Below are 15,513 nucleotides of genomic sequence, written 5' to 3'. Positions count from 1 at the left end.
TCAGCAATGACCAATTACCAACTACCCATCACCCATCACCCATCACCTATCACCCATCCCCAATTACCTGATGTATCCGTAGTTGTACCGATTAAGGATGAAGTAGAAAGTTTGCCTTTATTACTAGAATCCATTTCTACAACTTTAACAGCTAGTGAGTTAAGTTATGAAATTATCTGTGTAGATGATGGTTCTACGGATGGTTCACCAGAATTTCTCAAGGAACAAGCACAAATTCGCACTGATTTAAAAGCGGTGATTTTGCGGCGTAATTACGGTCAAACTGCGGCTATGTCTGCGGGTTTTAATTATGCTACGGGTAAAGCAATTATTACCTTAGATGCTGATTTACAAAATGATCCGGCTGATATCCCCATGTTATTAGCAAAATTAGATGAGGGTTATGATTTGGTGAGTGGTTGGCGCAAAAATCGTCAAGATGGGGCAATAAATCGGTTACTTCCTTCAAAAATTGCTAATTGGTTAATTCGTCGTACCACTAGCGTCTATATTCACGACTATGGTTGTTCTCTCAAAGCCTATCGTGCAGAATTAGTTGCAGATATGAACCTTTACGGAGAACTACACCGATTTTTACCAGCTTTAGCTTATATAGAAGGGGCAAGAATCACCGAAATGCCTGTGCGTCATCATGCGCGACGCTTTGGTAAAAGTAAATATGGCATTTCTCGGACTTTTCGGGTGTTGATGGATTTATTAACAATTCTTTTTATGAAAAAATTCCTCACCCGTCCTATGCACGTTTTTGGGTTGTTTGGCTTGTTGTCAATGGTTACAGGTGGCGGACTAGGAATTTATTTAACTTTCCTGAAACTGGCTTTTGGTGCAGATATTGGTAATCGTCCTTTATTAATTTTAGCGGTTTTATTGTTAGTTACTGGTGTACAGTTATTCTGCTTTGGTTTGTTAGCAGAATTATTAATGCGTACTTACCACGAATCTCAGGGAAGGCCAATATATCGAGTGCGGGAAGTAGTGGCAAAAAATGTTAAGTAACGTAACAATAGAAATATAAAATTACTAAATATTACATTGCATCTGCCGTGAAAAATTTTGAGACTATTGACGCTAATTTGCGGCGCAACCTACTAATATTATTTGCAGCAGGTTTATTATTCTGGTCGGCTTTAGCTTCTTTGTTGCCAACATTACCTTTATATATAGAATCTCTAGGGGCAACAAAACAACAAATTGGCATTGTCATGGGCTGTTTTGCCATCGGGATGTTGGTATTTCGTCCCCAATTGGGGATTTTAGCAGACCGTCAGGGTAGAAAAATTGTGTTACTGATTGGGTTGGCAGTAGCAGCGATCGCACCTTTGGGGTATTTAGCAGTAAAATCACTACCCTTATTAATGGTAATTCGTGCCTTTCATGGTATCAGTATTGCTGCCTTTGGTACTGGTTTTATTGCCTTAGTGGGAGACTTAGCACCAGAACACCGTCGGGGCGAAATCATTGGTTATATGAGTTTAGTTAATCCCATCGGTATGGCACTAGGTCCAGCTTTAGGGGGATATTTACAAGCCACAGTAGGCTACACACCTTTATTTATCGCATCTACAACTTTAGGTTTTTTGGGCTTACTCTGTCTTTTACCCGTTGTTAATCCACCTGTGATTGAAAAACCTAAAGACTTTACAGAAGATAAATTTTGGCAACTTATTACCAGTCCCCGCGTCCGTGTACCTGCTATAGTTTTGTTACTGATTGGTTTATCGTTAGGGACAATACATACCTTTATTGCCTTGTACGTGAAATCAACAGGAGTAGATTTAAATGCAGGGTTGTTTTTTACCGCCGCTGCCATATCCAGTTTTAGTGTCAGATTATTTGCAGGGCGGGCTTCTGACAAATATGGACGCGGTTTATTTGTTACTTTGAGTTTGATTTCTTTTACTATGGCACTGTTATTTATTTGGCAAGCAAACAGCGCCTTAACATTTTTAATAGGTGCAGTTGTTGAAGGTGCGGCTTCTGGAACTGCTATTCCCATGATTTCTGCAATGATGACAGATAGAGCCTTACCCCATGAAAGAGGGCGAATTTTTGGCGTGTCTTTAATGGGATTTGATGTAGGACTAGCTATAGCCGGTCCAGTTGTAGGTTCTATTGCCCAACAAATCGGCTATCGCAGTATGTTTGGTTTTGCTATGGGCTTAACTTTACTGGCTGTGCTGATTTTTATTACACAGTCGAGTAAAAGTGTTACCAAATCTTTCCGCTTTGCCCTTGGCCGTGGTGAAGATGCCTATGCTTTAAAAAGCAGGGTGTAGTTATCAATTGATAATTGATAATTGACAATTGATAATTGTTTCATTCAAGGCTTCCGCCGTGAGCGTTAGCCATACGGTTTAAAACCTCCTCTTTCATGGGGAAAAAGCCAAAAATTCCGCTTTCTCAATCCTCTTCCTTGAACGGAGAAGTAATTGTCAATTGTTCATTGTTAATTGTCCATTATTGAAACCTATTCCCCAGTCACCAATCACTAGTCACCTAAAAAAATTGCACAAACCCACTTACCGAGTTTGTGCGATGATTGTTATTTAACGGGCGAGGAGGGATTCGAACCCCCGACACCGTGGTCCGTAGCCACGTGCTCTAGTCCACTGAGCTACACGCCCTTAACCAATGAATCTTATAATAACACACACTTCCCAAATGACGCAAGAGGTTTTTTCAAATTCTTCCCATAATTCTCAAAATATTTCTCAACTTTCTCATCTCACCCCCCAGGGAGAGGCGCAAATGGTTGATGTGTCTGGGAAAGTCGCCACTGTGCGGGAAGCTGTGGCTACTGCTAAAGTGCGAATGCTCCCAGAAACGTTAGCAGCTATTGAAGCGGGGAATACTCCTAAAGGGGATGTTGTGGCAACTGCTAGGTTAGCGGGTATTATGGCTGCTAAACAAACAGCTAATTTAATTCCCCTTTGTCATCCCTTACCTTTGCAAAAGATTACTGTTGATATCACACCAGATGCACAACTACCCGGTTATCAAATTTATGCCACAGTCAAAACCAAGGCGGAAACTGGTGTAGAAATGGAAGCTTTAACAGCGGTTTCTGTTGCTGCTCTTACCTTATATGATATGGCTAAAGCTCTGGAAAAGTCGATTCAAATTGAATCTATTAGTTTAGTCAGTAAGACAGGTGGAAAATCTGGAAATTATCAGCAATTTTAGATTTTGGATTTTAAATTTTGGATTGGGTAATTGGTAATTGCTAATTGCTAATTGGAAAAAATAACATAGATTACCCAGTCACCAGTCACCAGTCACCAGTACCCAATCACCAGTCACCAATAATAACGAGAATGTGTTAACATCTGTAACAAATTCACAAATTCACAAATATTAATTATTTATGCCTCCTCGTTGGCCACGCAAACCAGATCGTAAAGATCCAGAGTTCCGTAAGTTAGATGATCGGATGAATTTTGCTTTTCATGTAGCTGTTGCTGCTACTGTTAATTCTGGGTTGTGGTTTTTCCACATCTTGAAATCTACATCCTGGGAATGGTTGACACCATTAACTCTAGGTTGGGTAGGGGTAATATTGCTGCATTTCATTTATATTAGTGCGATCGCTAATTACTCAGAAACTCCACCCTCATCAACCTGAAGACTGACTGCTAATGCTGGGGCGTTGTCACCGATGGTAGTAGATACAGTCTAGCTAATTGCGCCATAATATGAAATAAGCTGAAATCAACTAAAAATCTGCGCCCTTGTTTTGTAATGAGGTTATTTTATGGCTACAACTCCTACCACAGAAATACTAGAAGCCCTAGCAGCAGAAATAGGCGAAAATGTCTATATAGATATTGCTAAATGGCATCTTTACCTATCTGATGCCAAACTTCATACCGTCGTTGCTGAAAAATTATATCCTTTAATTGTTGATAGAAATGTCAATGAAGACAGAGTTTTACAATTATTAGCATCCATCCCTGTGAAAATTGGTGGTGGGAGAAAAGAACTACCTTTGATTGATTTATTGCCGCTGCAATGTCAAGTAAGCTTGGTTGATATATTGGAAAAATATCAACGGGAAGTTTAAGTTATTCAGGAGTCAGGAGTCAGGAGTCTTAATGGCGAAGCATTCGGCCGATAAATTATCAATTTTTATCACAGGTTATTTTCCTGTAAGGGCGAAGCATTCGGCCGATAAATTATCAATTTTTATCACAGGTTATTTTCCTGTAAGGGCGAAGCATTCGGCCGATAAATTATCAATTTTTATCACAGGTTATTTTCCTGTAAGGGCGAAGCATTCGGCCGATAAATTATCAATTTTTATCACAGGTTATTTTCCTGTAAGGGCGAAGCATTCGGCCGATAAATTATCAATTTTTATCACAGGTTATTTTCCGAATGCTTCGCCCCTACTTCGCCCCTACTTCGCCCCTACTTCGCCCGTACAGGAGTCAGAAGTAAAATTGACTTGATTTACCTGTTAATCGACGTTATTATCGGTTGTAAATTCACACATCCTTCAATACTAAATAACATAATTAAAGGAGGATTTTTGGTATGTTTTTACAAATCAAAAATAGTCGGGATTTAGTCAAAATTGTTGATTTTCAAGAATTAATTGATCCTAATAGTGAGATTGTACACGCTAAAGATCAAGAAGGACAAGAAGAACAGGAAACAGACACCTATCAAAAGGAAGATTTGGTTTTTCCATCAGGGGAAAAATTACCACGTTGTTGGTTAGATGCTAATTACCAAACAGCGCACGCTGCATAGTAGAATTAAATATCATGGTAGATATTGTAGGGGTTTAGCAATGCTAAACCCCTACATTTTTATCAATTCTCAATTTTGCATCTAATTAACAGCAGCTTTTTCTTCTACTGTCACACTTTCACCTTTAGAAAATGCTTTAAAAATCCAAGCTGTGAAAATATGAGAAAGTACACCCATTGGACCTGCAAATAAACACAAAGCTAAAGAGTGAATTGTCCAAACTCCGGTTTTTTGACCTTCCCAATAAATCCATCTTCCGACAAATAAATCCATCACCAGAAAATGAATCCAACCTGTAGCAGCAGCTTTTTCATCTGCAAAAAATCTCGCAATATCTGCTAACTGAGGATTTGATAAAGCAGCGGCATTTTCTGGGGTAATACTGCTGACAAATAAATACACATAAGCAGCAGCTAAAACCACAAAAGGAAGAAAAGATTCCATTACCTTGCGGGTGACTTTCCAGTTAGGTAACAAAATCATTACAGCCCAAAAGGGTAAAACAAACAAATTGGCAATGTTGAATAAATCGGTGATATTCATATATTAGGGAATGGGGAATGGGGAATTGGGAATTGGGAATTGGGAATTGGGAATGGGTGATTAAAAACCTACAGACTCCTTGATTTCCTGACTCCTGACTCCTGACTCCTTCTATATCTTACAAAGCTACTAATTGAGATTCTATTTCTGATGATTGTAAATCACGACCGATAAAAACTAAACGGGTTTGTTTTGCTTCTTCTGGTTTCCAAGGACGATCATAAAATTTTTCAAATCTTGTCCCTACACCTTGCATCACTAACCGCATGGGTTTATTAGCAACTGCGACAAAACCTTTAATTCTGTAAATTTCTTGTTGTTCTGCAAGTTTCTTTAATGTTTCTTGCAGTTTTTCCGGGTCAAAGGTACGATCTAAAATGACGTGAGTTGAATTTATTTCATCATCGTGATCATGGTCTTCTTCTGTGTCGTGATGACTAGGACGAGAATCTAAATTATCTTCAACTGCGGATTCAAATCCTAACAATATAGATGGGTCAAGTTTACCATAATCACTAGAGACGATTTTCACTTCTCTAGGTAATTCATTTTTGACTAATTCTACAACTTGGTATTTTTGTTGATCATCAACTAAATCGGTTTTATTCAAAATCACTAAATCTGCACAAGCAAGCTGATCTTCAAACAATTCTTGTAACGGTGTTTCATGTTCTAGACTATCATCTTCTTGTCTTTGTGCGGCGATCGCTTCTAAATCACTTGCAAAAGTTCCCGCAGCAACAGCAGCACAATCTACCACTGTAATTACTGCATCTACTGTAGCAGCATTGCGGATTTCTTGCCAACGAAAGGCTTTAACTAAGGGTTTTGGTAATGCTAAACCAGAGGTTTCAATAACAATACAATCAATACTATCACGGCGTTTGATTAATTCCCGCATTGTGGGGTAAAATTCCTCTTGCACGGTGCAGCATAAACAGCCGTTTGTCAGTTCAAATATATTAGTATTTTCTGGATTTTCTTGTATTTCATCTTCGGGGCAAATTTGGCAGGATTTTAATAATTCTCCATCTATTCCAAGTTCGCCAAATTCGTTAACTAATACTGCTATGCGTCGTCCTTCGTTGTTTTGCAGTAGGTGACGGATGAGGCTGGTTTTACCGCTTCCTAAAAAGCCTGTGATGACTGTTACGGGGATTTTTGTTGCCATGTTTGGTGTGTTGTTTTGTTATTTGATTTTACCATATATCGCCAGACCCAGATCCCCGACTTCTTTTTTCAACTTGTCAATAAATTGTCAATTAATCTCAGAAGTCGGGGATCTTATTTTATGATCTTATTTTATTGAACCACGAAGGCACGAAGGACACGAAGGAAGAAGAGAAGAAGGAAGAAGGAAGTATTAAGAATATCCAATTTCTATCATCTTGAAAAATTCCTGCACTACTTCATCAGGATTGTTATAACATCTTTGGGCATCAAATCTTTCTACAACTTTGATACCGTTTTTCTTGAAAATGCGTTCTCTTTCTTGTTCTTCTACTCTGCGTTCTGCGGTGTGAAATGGTCCATCAACTTCTAAAACTCCCCATTTACCGTTATAACAAATAAGAAAATCAGCTTCTTTATTTTCTCTACCTTTGGATGTGGTGAGTCTTGCTAATGAGTTGGGGACAAATAAAACTCCAGTTCTGTCTAATGCTTCAGCAATTTTGATTTCTGTTTTTGAGCGGAAACGTAGGTTTTCCCAAGTGTGAATTGTTGAGTTTGAATAAAATTTAACTCCTTGGTTATTAGAAGTATTATCTACATCAATATTTTTTTCTGGCTTATTAACAGTATTCTCAATTTCGGTAGTTTTGCTTAAAATTAAATCTGTAGTTTCTATAATCTTTTTATATAAACTGGCAAATTCTCCAGGTGCATAATTACCATTTATGGGTCGTTTTTGTGTTTGTCTATAGAATGAAGTATTACTAAGATAAACATATTCGCAAATTACTTTATCTAAGTTTGTTTTACTGCTAATTAGCCAATCTTTGATATAACAACCTGTTAAAGTTGCATTATCAAAATTTGTACCAATTACTTGAGAATTGGCTAAATTAGCCCCACCCAGATTAGCCCCACTCAGATTAGCCCTACTTAGGTCGGAAGTATCTAATCTAGCCCCACTCAGATCAGCCCCACTCAGATTAGCCCCACTTAGGTCAGCATATTGCACCTTAGCCCTTATTAGGTTGGCATTAACTAGGTTAGCATCTCTCAGGTTAGCATCTCTCAGGTTAGCTTGACATAGGTTAGCGTCTCTCAGGTTAGCATCTCTCAGGTTAGCGTCTCTCAGGTCAGCATCTCTCAGGTTAGCTTGACAAAGGTCAGCACTACTTAGGTCAGGTATTACATCCTGATTTTCCTCTATCCACTTATTCCAAACCCCTATCCCTTGCTTCAGTATTGCTAAATGCTCTGGATTTGCCATAATCTAGTTTTTATACCTAAAATTGCCAATATTGGAATTTTAAACTAATTTTATTAAGCTGAGAATGTAATCAAAATAGCGATCGCATTTGGAGTTAACTAGGTTTTTTAGTGTTTTATATGACACAATAACTTATGTTGTGTTTTTCAGCTACTGATGTTGACTCAAGCAGAATTTGAGGAATTTATAAATGATACAACAAAACAAATTGATGGTGATATTTTATGGATTGAAGATGAAGACCATTCTCCTACCGTAGAATTTCGTGTTGAGCTTACCTCAAATCCTGGTTATCCCATTTTTGTCAAAGGTAGTTATAACCCGCTAACAGAAAAACTGACCTACGCACTCATCCATCGGGCTGCTGGTAGAATATATGCTTTGGATTTAGGACAAGATCATAAAAATCCTGATGGAAACCTAGTAGGAGAAAAACACAAGCATCGCTGGAAAGAGTCGTATCGAGATAAAGAAGCTTATGTTCCACCGGATATAACTGCTCCTGTCACTGATCCAGTTAAAGTATGGCAGCAGTTTTGTCTAGAGTCAAAAATAAAGCATAATGGAATTATGCAAGATCCACCGCCATTACAGCTAGATTTATTCCTTTAATGTTAACCCCTTGCCAAGAAATTGCCAGAACGATTGGAGAGTTGTTTACTTGTTCAACGGTCAACGACTATATCCGTATACGTACCCCATTACTTTATCCTGACGGTGACGTTATTGATATATATCTAAAGGAAAAAAAGGGTCAATATATCTTGACAGATTTAGGTGAAACTTTACGCTGGCTACGGATGCAAACTATATCTGAGAAAAGGTCAGAAAAGCAAGAAACGCTAATTCAAGATACACTATTAACTCATGGTGTTGAAAAATACAAAGGAATGTTAATAATTAGGATACAAGGAAATGAAAACTTAGCTTCTGCTGTCACAACTTTATCGCAAGCAGCATTTAGAATTTCTGATATTTGGTTTACATTTAAGACTAGAGCTTTTGAGTCAATTCTAGAAGAAGTCGCAGAATTTTTAACAGACAAACAAATACCTTTTGAACAAAATAAGAAATTTGCAGGACGTTCTGGGCGTTCCCGAAAAGTAGATTTTTGCACCGAATATCGCCAACACACATCATTAATTGATGTACTAAGTACAGCAAGTGTGACAGCAGGTAATAGTAGGGCTGATAATGTTTTTACTGTTTGGTCAGACCTTAGCTACCTTCAAGAAAGAAATTACAAATTTATTTCATTATTTGACGATACTATAGACATTTGGAAACTTGAAAATATTACTCTTCTAGAACAAGTGTCTAATGTAGCATACTGGTCGCGCAAAGCTGAATTTCAAGAAATGCTCCTCATATAATATCATTTTTCATAAGTAAATTAATGAAATTTGTAAAACAATCTTTAGAATACTATTTAAACCTTAAATATTCTGTCACTCTTTACCCTGACGCAGAACAAGGTGGATATGTAGCAGAAATCAAAGACTTACCCGGATGTCTCACTCAAGGAGAAACCCTAGAAGAGATAATAACAAATATCAATGAAGCGCGGGAATTATGGATTGAAACAGCTTATGAAGCGGGTGATAATATTCCTTTACCCAGTGAAAAAAATATCATAAATGATCCACTAGCTGAGTTTATTGGAGTAGTAGAAAATGGGAGTTTAGCGCAAAATATAGATCAAGAATTATATGAATGAATAGTCAATTACTTATGGATACAAAATTAAAATATCAAGACATCATCAAAAGCATATTAACAGAAATCGCCGAATATCGTGCTTCTATACCTGATGGTTATAACTCCCAAGTTTTATTTGATGATGAACATGGACTTTATCTAGTATTAGATATTGGTTGGAATGATGATTAATATCTACATACCACACCTATTCATGTAGATTTGATTGATCATAAAATTTGGATTCAATATGATGATACAGAAGAAGGTATTGCTAATGATTTTATAGCAGCAGGTGTTCCTACACAGGATATTGTGCTTGGTTTTCGTCATCCTCAAATCAGACAATATACAAACTTTGCTATTAGTTAATATTTCATTTTTGCCTGATTTACTTCTGCCTGAAATTCCTCTAAACTCATACTATCATCAAAAATAGATATCTCATATTGAGACATTAATTTAATCACATCTAATCGAGATATTCCTAATAATTGACCTGCTTTACCACTGCTAATTTCTCCATGTTTCAGCAGCGTCATCACATAAGCTTCCTTTGCTTTAATCTCTGCTTCTTGTCTGATAGTATCTGTAACTGCATGGATGGGAATGGTAAATTCTACTTTAGTCATAAGATTGCGTAATTTATCTTAGTTTAATTGAATATTTCCCCTGCGAACTTCTCGCACAACTTCACAAATTTCTTCTGTTGTTAATGGGTTAGGATCATTTACTGCTTCTCTTCTCTTTCTTAATTCCTGCCAATCTATTTTAGGAGCTTTTTTAAAGAAAATACCATCTTCTGTGAAGCTAACTGCATATTTTTCACCATTAACAAATTGTTCTCGAATTTCTGGAGGAAGTTCTAAATTTCCTTCTGGTGTGAAAGTAATAGTAATTGTTTTTTCCATAATTACCTCATTACAGCAGGAGTCAGGAGTCAGAAGTCAGGAGTCAGAAGTAAAAGTGAGGTGAATTGAACTGACTTTATTTTACAGGACTGACGCACAATCTCTCTAGTGCGTAAGTCCTAATATAGATGATTTTAAAATTTAGGGGTAACTTCCCTCCGCTTGCTTTCATCCACAGAAAACAATCACAGGGAAATTACCCCTAATTCAATGGTTGTTAATTATAGACGAGACAATGAAAGGCTTTTAATACTGTCACCTGTCACCTGTCACCTGTCACCTAATTACTCAGCAGTCACCAATTCTGTACTACCTTTTGTCCGCTTACGAGTCAAGGTGTTATAAACCATGATACCGATCGCCTTGATCAAATTACCTTCTAACTCTTTGAACATCTTCATGTTTACACCAAAAGCGTCGTTAGCTTCTTCGACAATGCGATCGCCTGTAGCATCATCAATGGGCATTTCATCCAAATTTTGCCGATATTTGGCTTTAAATCCCTTCTCATCGCTAATATCTGCAAATTCATAAAAAGCTGTACCTTCAGCTTCACCCAGGTTCATCGCAGTTACAGCAATGTTTTTAAGAATTTGTCCACCAGACAAGTCACCCAAATAACGAGTATAGGAATGTGCAACCAACAATTCGGGTGCTGTAGCGGAAATTTCCCGAATGCGGTTTACATAAGTCTCACCAGCAGGGGATAATTTGATCTGCTCCCGCCAGTTATAACCATAGTAGTAAGCTAAATCCTGCTCTAAAGAATGCTTGCGGTTCAGTTCAGGAAAATAAATTTTACCCACAACAGGGTGATTTTTGTGCTTTTCCATCTCCTCTTCCATTGCTGAGTAGATGAAATAAAAGTTAGCAACCAGTTTCCGGTATGAATTTTTTTCTACCACTCCTTTTAAAAAGCACTTGACAAAACCAACGTTTTCTGCCATTGTATGCGCTTTTTTTGTACCTACTCGTAACTTGGAGGCTAAATTACTGCTCATGCTAAATTTCTCTACTTTAAAAAGTCAACTGTTGGGATTTTTGACAAATGGCGAAAAAATGCCACTAAAAGGTTACATTAGAACTATTTGATGAGAATTTATATTAAAATTCATTAAGTTACAGTGTTTTAGTATTTATTTATACCTTAATTCTGGCAATAGACATTTATTAGGTTATAAATACAAAGCTAATTGCTTGATTTAGCCAACAATGAGGATTTTTTATAGTAAACAATTAATAAGCACCTGTAATGTTACTTAACATAAAATCGTTAAAGTTCATAGTCATTCAGGAAAAATTACAGGTGTACTGTTTGTTAATAATTCCTCAGAATTGTTGAACAGGGATTAAAGTGTTATTCTCCGAAATGTTTAATGGTGTGGAGTGTTGAAAAATATGGTTTCTTCTATAACTCGGACTCAAAGCAGTATATCTGATGGTTATGTGGCCAGTCTTGCAAGTAATTTTGTTCCTAGTTTGCTATCCTTGCCAAAAACGCCGTTATTTGGTACAGATGGCATTCGGGGAAAAGTGGGAGAATTGTTAAATGCTCCTTTGGCTTTACAGGTTGGTTTTTGGGCGGGTATTGTTTTACGTGATCATGCTGCAAATAATGGTTTAGCAAAAAATGGACCGATAATTTTAGGTCAAGACTCCAGAAATTCTAGTGATATGCTGGCAATGGCGTTAAGTGCAGGTTTAACCGCCGCAGGGCTAGAAGTTTGGTATTTGGGTTTATGTCCCACTCCTTGCGTTGCTTATCTTACCAGCATCACAGAAGCTATCGGTGGTGTAATGATATCTGCCAGCCATAACCCACCAGAAGATAATGGTATTAAAATCTTTGGGGCAAATGGTACAAAGCTGTCAAAAGAATTACAAGGGCAAATAGAAGCGGGTTTGCGGGGTAAACTGGCAACTGTTAGCAGTGTAAGCAACTGTGGAAAGCATTATTTAAGAACAGAATTAATTGGAGATTACGGACAGGCACTGCAACAACCATTACAGCCACAAGTAAATCTGCAAGGAATGAAAATTGTCTTAGATGTGGCTTGGGGTGCGGCTGTGGGGTTAGCATCGACCGTATTTACTCAGATGGGCGCGGATGTAATTTGCTTGCATAACCAAGCGGATGGCGATCGCATTAACGTCAATTGCGGTTCTACCCATTTAGATATTTTAGCTGACGCAGTGAAAGAGTATAAAGCCGATATGGGTTTTGCCTTTGATGGCGATGCAGATCGAGTATTAGCTGTAGATAATACTGGTAGACAAGTAAACGGTGATTACATTCTTTACCTTTGGGGTTGTCATTTGCAAGAGCAACAAAAATTACCAGATAACTTGATTATTTCCACAGTCATGGCTAACCTGGGATTTGAGAAAGCTTGGGAAAAGCAGGGTGGTAAATTAATTCGTACCGCCGTCGGGGATCAGTACGTACAAGCAGAAATGTTAAAAACTGGGGGAATGTTAGGGGGAGAACAATCAGGACATATCCTATGTCGTCATTATGGCATGACTGGAGATGGTTTATTAACAGGATTACATTTAGCCGCAGTGGTGAAAGCAGCAGGAGTTTCCTTAGCAGAAATGGTAGATCAAAGTTTTCAAACCTATCCGCAACTATTACAAAACGTGAGAGTAGAAGACAGAGAAAAACGCTTAGGTTGGGAAAAATGCGAACCAGTACAGAGAGCGATCGCCAAAGCCAAAGCCGCAATGGGTGATAATGGACGGATATTAGTCCGTGCATCTGGCACAGAACCAGTAATTAGAGTTATGGTAGAAGCTGCGGATACGGAATTGGTAAACTATTGGACAAAGGAATTAGTTTCACAAGTTCAAGAACACATAGCGTAAACAGTTACAGCACTTTCCTTTGTAATGAGGTACACGATTGGCGGGCAAGACTTGTACTGAGCTTGTCGAAGTATGCCCACCCCACAAGAGTTTCATAATTATGATTTGTACCTCATAATAATGAAATCTGCTGTATGTTCAAAACCAAGAAAAAAACCAAGTTGAATCAATTTTTGAGTTATTAAAAACAGCTTTATCAAATATCCAAGAATGTCAACGACGGGGGTTAAATGCTAAAGAATATGCGTTAAATAATTTTAGCTGCGATGCGATCGCACAACAAGTAATTCAAGCATATCAAGAAATTATGGCAGGAGCCAGGAGTCAGGAGTCAGAATAAAGAATTAATGGGATTGATATCCTCAGAGTTAAGAAACTTAAAATTTTGTTGCAATCTGCAAAATGTCCATAGGATAATAGTTGATTTGTGTCATACTGTCAAAGTAAAATAACTATCTTTTCTAATTACAGGGAATCTAGCATGGCTCTCCGTCTTGGTGATACAGTACCTAACTTTACACAAGCGTCTACACACGGCGACATCAATTTTTATGAATGGGCGGGTGATAGCTGGGTAGTATTATTTTCTCACCCTGCTGACTATACACCTGTTTGCACCACAGAATTAGGTACAGTTGCAAAGTTAAAACCCGAATTTGACAAACGCAACGTGAAAGCGATCGCTCTCAGTGTTGATGATGTAGAATCTCATAACGGTTGGGTAGGTGATATCGAAGAAACCCAAAACACCGCCCTCAACTACCCAATTTTGGCAGATGCAGACAAAAAGGTTTCTGACCTTTATGATATGATTCATCCTAACGCGGCCGCAAACATCACAGTGCGTTCTGTATTCATTATCGATCCCAACAAAAAATTACGTCTTTCTTTCACCTACCCCCCCAGCACTGGCCGCAACTTCGATGAATTATTGCGGGTAATTGACTCTTTACAATTGACAGATAACTACAGTGTTGCTACACCAGCAGACTGGAAAGATGGTGATGATTGTGTAATTGTTCCATCCTTAAAAGATCCCGAAGTTCTCAAAGAGAAATTCCCCAAAGGTTATCAAGAAATTAAACCTTATTTACGCATGACTCCCCAACCTAATAAATAGTTTTCATTACCATAAATATTCATTCGTAGGGTGGGTTAAAGATTTTATAACCCACCGTTTTTTTATATAATACAATAAGTTAGATCAGCAAAGTAGGATTAAAGATAATGCTATCATCACCTATAGTTTTTCAATTACCATCATCAGTTAAAATGACAGATGAACAATTTTTTGATTTCTGTCAAATTAACCGTAACTTACGCATTGAGAGAAATAAATTTGGAGAAATATCAATTATGTCACCAGCAGGATCAGAAACCGGAAACAGAGAGATTAATATTCTAGGACAGTTGTGGGTATGGACAGAAAAAGATGGTACGGGTATTGCTTTTTCTTCCAGTACAGGTTTTAAACTTTCCACAAGTGCAGAACGTTCTCCCGATGCTTCCTGGATAAAATTAGAAAGATGGAATACTTTGACACCAGAACAACAGAAAAAGTTTGCTCCTATTTGTCCAGATTTTATCATTGAATTAAGGTCAGCTTCCGATAATTTGCAACCATTAAAAGAGAAAATGATGGAATACATGGAAGAACCCGGAATACAATTAGGATTATTAATTGATCGTAAACATCGCCGAGTTTATATTTATCGTCCTGGACAACCAGTGGAATGTTTAGAAAATCCTGAAACCGTAAATTGTGATCCTATTTTACCAGGGTTTGTTTTGAATATGGCGAAAATTTGGTGATTGTGATTGTTGGTTTAATGGAAAATATTAATATTCATCCAACAAATTTTATTTCATCTTTGGTAATTTTGATTCTAGAAATAGTTTATAAACAAAAAAAGCTAAAGCAGCAATTACAACAATTCTTGCTATAAATAATAATATCTGCACGACAACCACGGCAGCAACAGCAAGTCCCGAAAATTTAGCCGCAAAAATTACTATTTTCTTTTCTGGTTTTTGAGAATTTTCTGGCTGATGTTTTTGTGTTTGATAAAAAGGTGCTTCATGAGAATTTATGAGATTATCTATTTCCCTCAGTCGCTTATCTACTCGTCGTTACATTTCTCTATTGTATTCATTTGGCGATGTCATATTGCTTTTATCTCTGTAGTCAATTACCCTGTATTATAACCTACGCTTTTTGAGCTACTTCCAGGAAATGATGTACAAATTTTTCACCTGGGGAAGTGTAAAAGATTGTGAATAGAT

General features: G+C 37.6%; 19 protein-coding genes, 1 tRNA gene and 2 pseudogenes. 15 read left to right on the top strand and 7 right to left on the bottom strand.

The genetic code is table 11. The annotated features are described in order from the left end of the window. Positions 1-6 precede the first annotated feature (6 nt). Both H6F47_RS07000 and H6F47_RS06995 read left to right on the top strand, forming a co-directional pair. Positions 7-1,017, top strand: coding sequence for a glycosyltransferase family 2 protein (locus H6F47_RS07000; RefSeq protein ID WP_096572779.1), 1,011 nt, complete (start codon positions 7-9; stop codon positions 1,015-1,017). Positions 1,018-1,064: 47 nt separating this feature from the next. Continuing rightward, complete coding sequence (locus tag H6F47_RS06995) at positions 1,065-2,297, top strand: MFS transporter (RefSeq protein WP_137667636.1); 1,233 nt, start codon at positions 1,065-1,067, stop codon at positions 2,295-2,297. A 274-nt stretch (positions 2,298-2,571) separates the two neighbouring features. Here the strand turns inward: H6F47_RS06995 and H6F47_RS06990 are convergent. Then, positions 2,572-2,645, bottom strand: a tRNA-Arg gene (locus H6F47_RS06990). 37 nt (positions 2,646-2,682) lie between these two features. On the opposite strand from H6F47_RS06990, the gene moaC reads away from it, so the two are divergent. The 5 genes from moaC to H6F47_RS06965 all read left to right on the top strand — a co-directional run bounded on the left by moaC (position 2,683) and on the right by H6F47_RS06965 (position 4,773). Continuing rightward, the gene (gene moaC, locus H6F47_RS06985; protein ID WP_096570646.1) at positions 2,683-3,204 is read left to right on the top strand and encodes a cyclic pyranopterin monophosphate synthase MoaC; all 522 of its coding nucleotides are present in this window, start codon (positions 2,683-2,685) and stop codon (positions 3,202-3,204) included. A 181-nt stretch (positions 3,205-3,385) separates the two neighbouring features. Beyond that, positions 3,386-3,643, top strand: coding sequence for a hypothetical protein (locus H6F47_RS06980; protein WP_096570648.1), 258 nt, complete (start codon positions 3,386-3,388; stop codon positions 3,641-3,643). Positions 3,644-3,772: 129 nt separating this feature from the next. Next, positions 3,773-4,081, top strand: a complete 309-nt coding sequence (locus H6F47_RS06975) for a DUF3181 family protein (RefSeq protein WP_096570650.1) — start codon at positions 3,773-3,775, stop codon at positions 4,079-4,081. Between the two features lie 31 nt (positions 4,082-4,112). Further along, a complete protein-coding gene (locus tag H6F47_RS06970; protein ID WP_190648175.1) occupies positions 4,113-4,469 on the top strand; it encodes a hypothetical protein in 357 nt (118 codons plus the stop codon). A gap of 85 nt (positions 4,470-4,554) precedes the next feature. Beyond that, complete coding sequence (locus H6F47_RS06965; RefSeq protein WP_096570654.1) at positions 4,555-4,773, top strand: acetyltransferase; 219 nt, start codon at positions 4,555-4,557, stop codon at positions 4,771-4,773. An 81-nt stretch (positions 4,774-4,854) separates the two neighbouring features. Here H6F47_RS06965 and H6F47_RS06960 read toward each other — a convergent pair whose 3' ends face one another. The 3 genes from H6F47_RS06960 to H6F47_RS27815 all read right to left on the bottom strand — a co-directional run bounded on the left by H6F47_RS06960 (position 4,855) and on the right by H6F47_RS27815 (position 7,756). Beyond that, positions 4,855-5,316, bottom strand: coding sequence for an ABA4-like family protein (locus H6F47_RS06960; protein WP_190648172.1), 462 nt, complete (start codon positions 5,314-5,316; stop codon positions 4,855-4,857). Between the two features lie 118 nt (positions 5,317-5,434). After that, positions 5,435-6,487, bottom strand: a complete 1,053-nt coding sequence (gene cobW, locus H6F47_RS06955; protein ID WP_190648170.1) for a cobalamin biosynthesis protein CobW — start codon at positions 6,485-6,487, stop codon at positions 5,435-5,437. A 192-nt stretch (positions 6,488-6,679) separates the two neighbouring features. Continuing rightward, positions 6,680-7,756, bottom strand: coding sequence for a pentapeptide repeat-containing protein (locus H6F47_RS27815; RefSeq protein WP_190648168.1), 1,077 nt, complete (start codon positions 7,754-7,756; stop codon positions 6,680-6,682). Between the two features lie 156 nt (positions 7,757-7,912). On the opposite strand from H6F47_RS27815, the gene H6F47_RS06945 reads away from it, so the two are divergent. From H6F47_RS06945 to H6F47_RS27810, 4 genes and pseudogenes are all read left to right on the top strand, one after another. Next, entirely contained in the window at positions 7,913-8,368 is a 456-nt protein-coding gene (locus H6F47_RS06945) for a hypothetical protein (protein WP_190648166.1), read from the top strand. Beyond that, on the top strand, positions 8,368-9,129 hold the full coding sequence (locus tag H6F47_RS06940; RefSeq protein ID WP_137667640.1) for a DUF1828 domain-containing protein: 762 nt from the start codon (positions 8,368-8,370) through the stop codon (positions 9,127-9,129). Before H6F47_RS06945 ends, H6F47_RS06940 begins: the two co-directional genes overlap by 1 nt. Positions 9,130-9,152: 23 nt before the next feature. Next, a complete protein-coding gene (locus H6F47_RS06935) occupies positions 9,153-9,473 on the top strand; it encodes a type II toxin-antitoxin system HicB family antitoxin (RefSeq protein WP_137667641.1) in 321 nt (106 codons plus the stop codon). Next, positions 9,470-9,826 (top strand): annotated as a pseudogene (locus tag H6F47_RS27810) (XisI protein). Before H6F47_RS06935 ends, H6F47_RS27810 begins: the two are co-directional and overlap by 4 nt. On the opposite strand, the gene H6F47_RS06925 reads toward H6F47_RS27810, so the two are convergent. The 3 genes from H6F47_RS06925 to H6F47_RS06915 all read right to left on the bottom strand — a co-directional run bounded on the left by H6F47_RS06925 (position 9,823) and on the right by H6F47_RS06915 (position 11,366). Then, a complete protein-coding gene (locus H6F47_RS06925; protein WP_190648164.1) occupies positions 9,823-10,086 on the bottom strand; it encodes a UPF0175 family protein in 264 nt (87 codons plus the stop codon). The pseudogene H6F47_RS27810 and the gene H6F47_RS06925 sit on opposite strands and share 4 nt — an antisense overlap. 18 nt (positions 10,087-10,104) lie before the next feature. Continuing rightward, positions 10,105-10,365: a hypothetical protein gene (locus tag H6F47_RS06920; RefSeq protein ID WP_137667643.1), complete on the bottom strand. Its 261-nt coding sequence runs from the start codon at positions 10,363-10,365 to the stop codon at positions 10,105-10,107. 284 nt (positions 10,366-10,649) lie between these two features. Then, positions 10,650-11,366 carry a heme oxygenase (biliverdin-producing) gene (locus H6F47_RS06915; RefSeq protein WP_096570668.1) on the bottom strand — a complete coding sequence of 239 codons (717 nt, stop codon included), beginning with the start codon at positions 11,364-11,366 and terminating at the stop codon, positions 10,650-10,652. 397 nt (positions 11,367-11,763) lie between these two features. On the opposite strand from H6F47_RS06915, the gene glmM reads away from it, so the two are divergent. From glmM to H6F47_RS06900, 4 genes and pseudogenes are all read left to right on the top strand, one after another. Beyond that, the gene (gene glmM, locus H6F47_RS06910) at positions 11,764-13,230 is read left to right on the top strand and encodes a phosphoglucosamine mutase (RefSeq protein ID WP_190648162.1); all 1,467 of its coding nucleotides are present in this window, start codon (positions 11,764-11,766) and stop codon (positions 13,228-13,230) included. A gap of 160 nt (positions 13,231-13,390) precedes the next feature. After that, positions 13,391-13,570 (top strand): annotated as a pseudogene (locus tag H6F47_RS27805) (glycosyl transferase group 1); the annotation flags it as partial. Positions 13,571-13,711: 141 nt separating this feature from the next. Further along, positions 13,712-14,350, top strand: a complete 639-nt coding sequence (locus tag H6F47_RS06905) for a peroxiredoxin (RefSeq protein WP_096570672.1) — start codon at positions 13,712-13,714, stop codon at positions 14,348-14,350. A gap of 107 nt (positions 14,351-14,457) precedes the next feature. Next, the gene (locus tag H6F47_RS06900; RefSeq protein WP_190346825.1) at positions 14,458-15,042 is read left to right on the top strand and encodes a Uma2 family endonuclease; all 585 of its coding nucleotides are present in this window, start codon (positions 14,458-14,460) and stop codon (positions 15,040-15,042) included. Positions 15,043-15,513: the final 471 nt, after the last annotated feature.

This window comes from Sphaerospermopsis sp. FACHB-1094, assembly GCF_014696195.1.
Classification (GTDB): domain Bacteria; phylum Cyanobacteriota; class Cyanobacteriia; order Cyanobacteriales; family Nostocaceae; genus Sphaerospermopsis; species Sphaerospermopsis kisseleviana.
This window is presented reverse-complemented; position numbering and strand designations above follow the sequence as displayed.

What these genes read in the sequence shown, in the direction of transcription:
- H6F47_RS06920 (WP_137667643.1), bottom strand. Translation starts at nt 10,365, where the DNA reads ATGGAAAAAACAATTACTATTACTTTCACACCAGAAGGAAATTTAGAA.
- H6F47_RS06960 (WP_190648172.1), bottom strand. Translation starts at nt 5,316, where the DNA reads ATGAATATCACCGATTTATTCAACATTGCCAATTTGTTTGTTTTACCC.
- H6F47_RS06940 (WP_137667640.1), top strand. Translation starts at nt 8,368, where the DNA reads ATGTTAACCCCTTGCCAAGAAATTGCCAGAACGATTGGAGAGTTGTTT.
- H6F47_RS06945 (WP_190648166.1), top strand. Translation starts at nt 7,913, where the DNA reads ATGTTGACTCAAGCAGAATTTGAGGAATTTATAAATGATACAACAAAA.
- H6F47_RS06970 (WP_190648175.1), top strand. Translation starts at nt 4,113, where the DNA reads ATGGCGAAGCATTCGGCCGATAAATTATCAATTTTTATCACAGGTTAT.
- cobW (WP_190648170.1), bottom strand. Translation starts at nt 6,487, where the DNA reads ATGGCAACAAAAATCCCCGTAACAGTCATCACAGGCTTTTTAGGAAGC.
- H6F47_RS06900 (WP_190346825.1), top strand. Translation starts at nt 14,458, where the DNA reads ATGCTATCATCACCTATAGTTTTTCAATTACCATCATCAGTTAAAATG.
- H6F47_RS06975 (WP_096570650.1), top strand. Translation starts at nt 3,773, where the DNA reads ATGGCTACAACTCCTACCACAGAAATACTAGAAGCCCTAGCAGCAGAA.
- H6F47_RS06935 (WP_137667641.1), top strand. Translation starts at nt 9,153, where the DNA reads ATGAAATTTGTAAAACAATCTTTAGAATACTATTTAAACCTTAAATAT.
- H6F47_RS06915 (WP_096570668.1), bottom strand. Translation starts at nt 11,366, where the DNA reads ATGAGCAGTAATTTAGCCTCCAAGTTACGAGTAGGTACAAAAAAAGCG.
- H6F47_RS06925 (WP_190648164.1), bottom strand. Translation starts at nt 10,086, where the DNA reads ATGACTAAAGTAGAATTTACCATTCCCATCCATGCAGTTACAGATACT.
- H6F47_RS27815 (WP_190648168.1), bottom strand. Translation starts at nt 7,756, where the DNA reads ATGGCAAATCCAGAGCATTTAGCAATACTGAAGCAAGGGATAGGGGTT.
- H6F47_RS06965 (WP_096570654.1), top strand. Translation starts at nt 4,555, where the DNA reads ATGTTTTTACAAATCAAAAATAGTCGGGATTTAGTCAAAATTGTTGAT.
- glmM (WP_190648162.1), top strand. Translation starts at nt 11,764, where the DNA reads ATGGTTTCTTCTATAACTCGGACTCAAAGCAGTATATCTGATGGTTAT.
- moaC (WP_096570646.1), top strand. Translation starts at nt 2,683, where the DNA reads ATGACGCAAGAGGTTTTTTCAAATTCTTCCCATAATTCTCAAAATATT.
- H6F47_RS06905 (WP_096570672.1), top strand. Translation starts at nt 13,712, where the DNA reads ATGGCTCTCCGTCTTGGTGATACAGTACCTAACTTTACACAAGCGTCT.
- H6F47_RS07000 (WP_096572779.1), top strand. Translation starts at nt 7, where the DNA reads ATGACCAATTACCAACTACCCATCACCCATCACCCATCACCTATCACC.
- H6F47_RS06980 (WP_096570648.1), top strand. Translation starts at nt 3,386, where the DNA reads ATGCCTCCTCGTTGGCCACGCAAACCAGATCGTAAAGATCCAGAGTTC.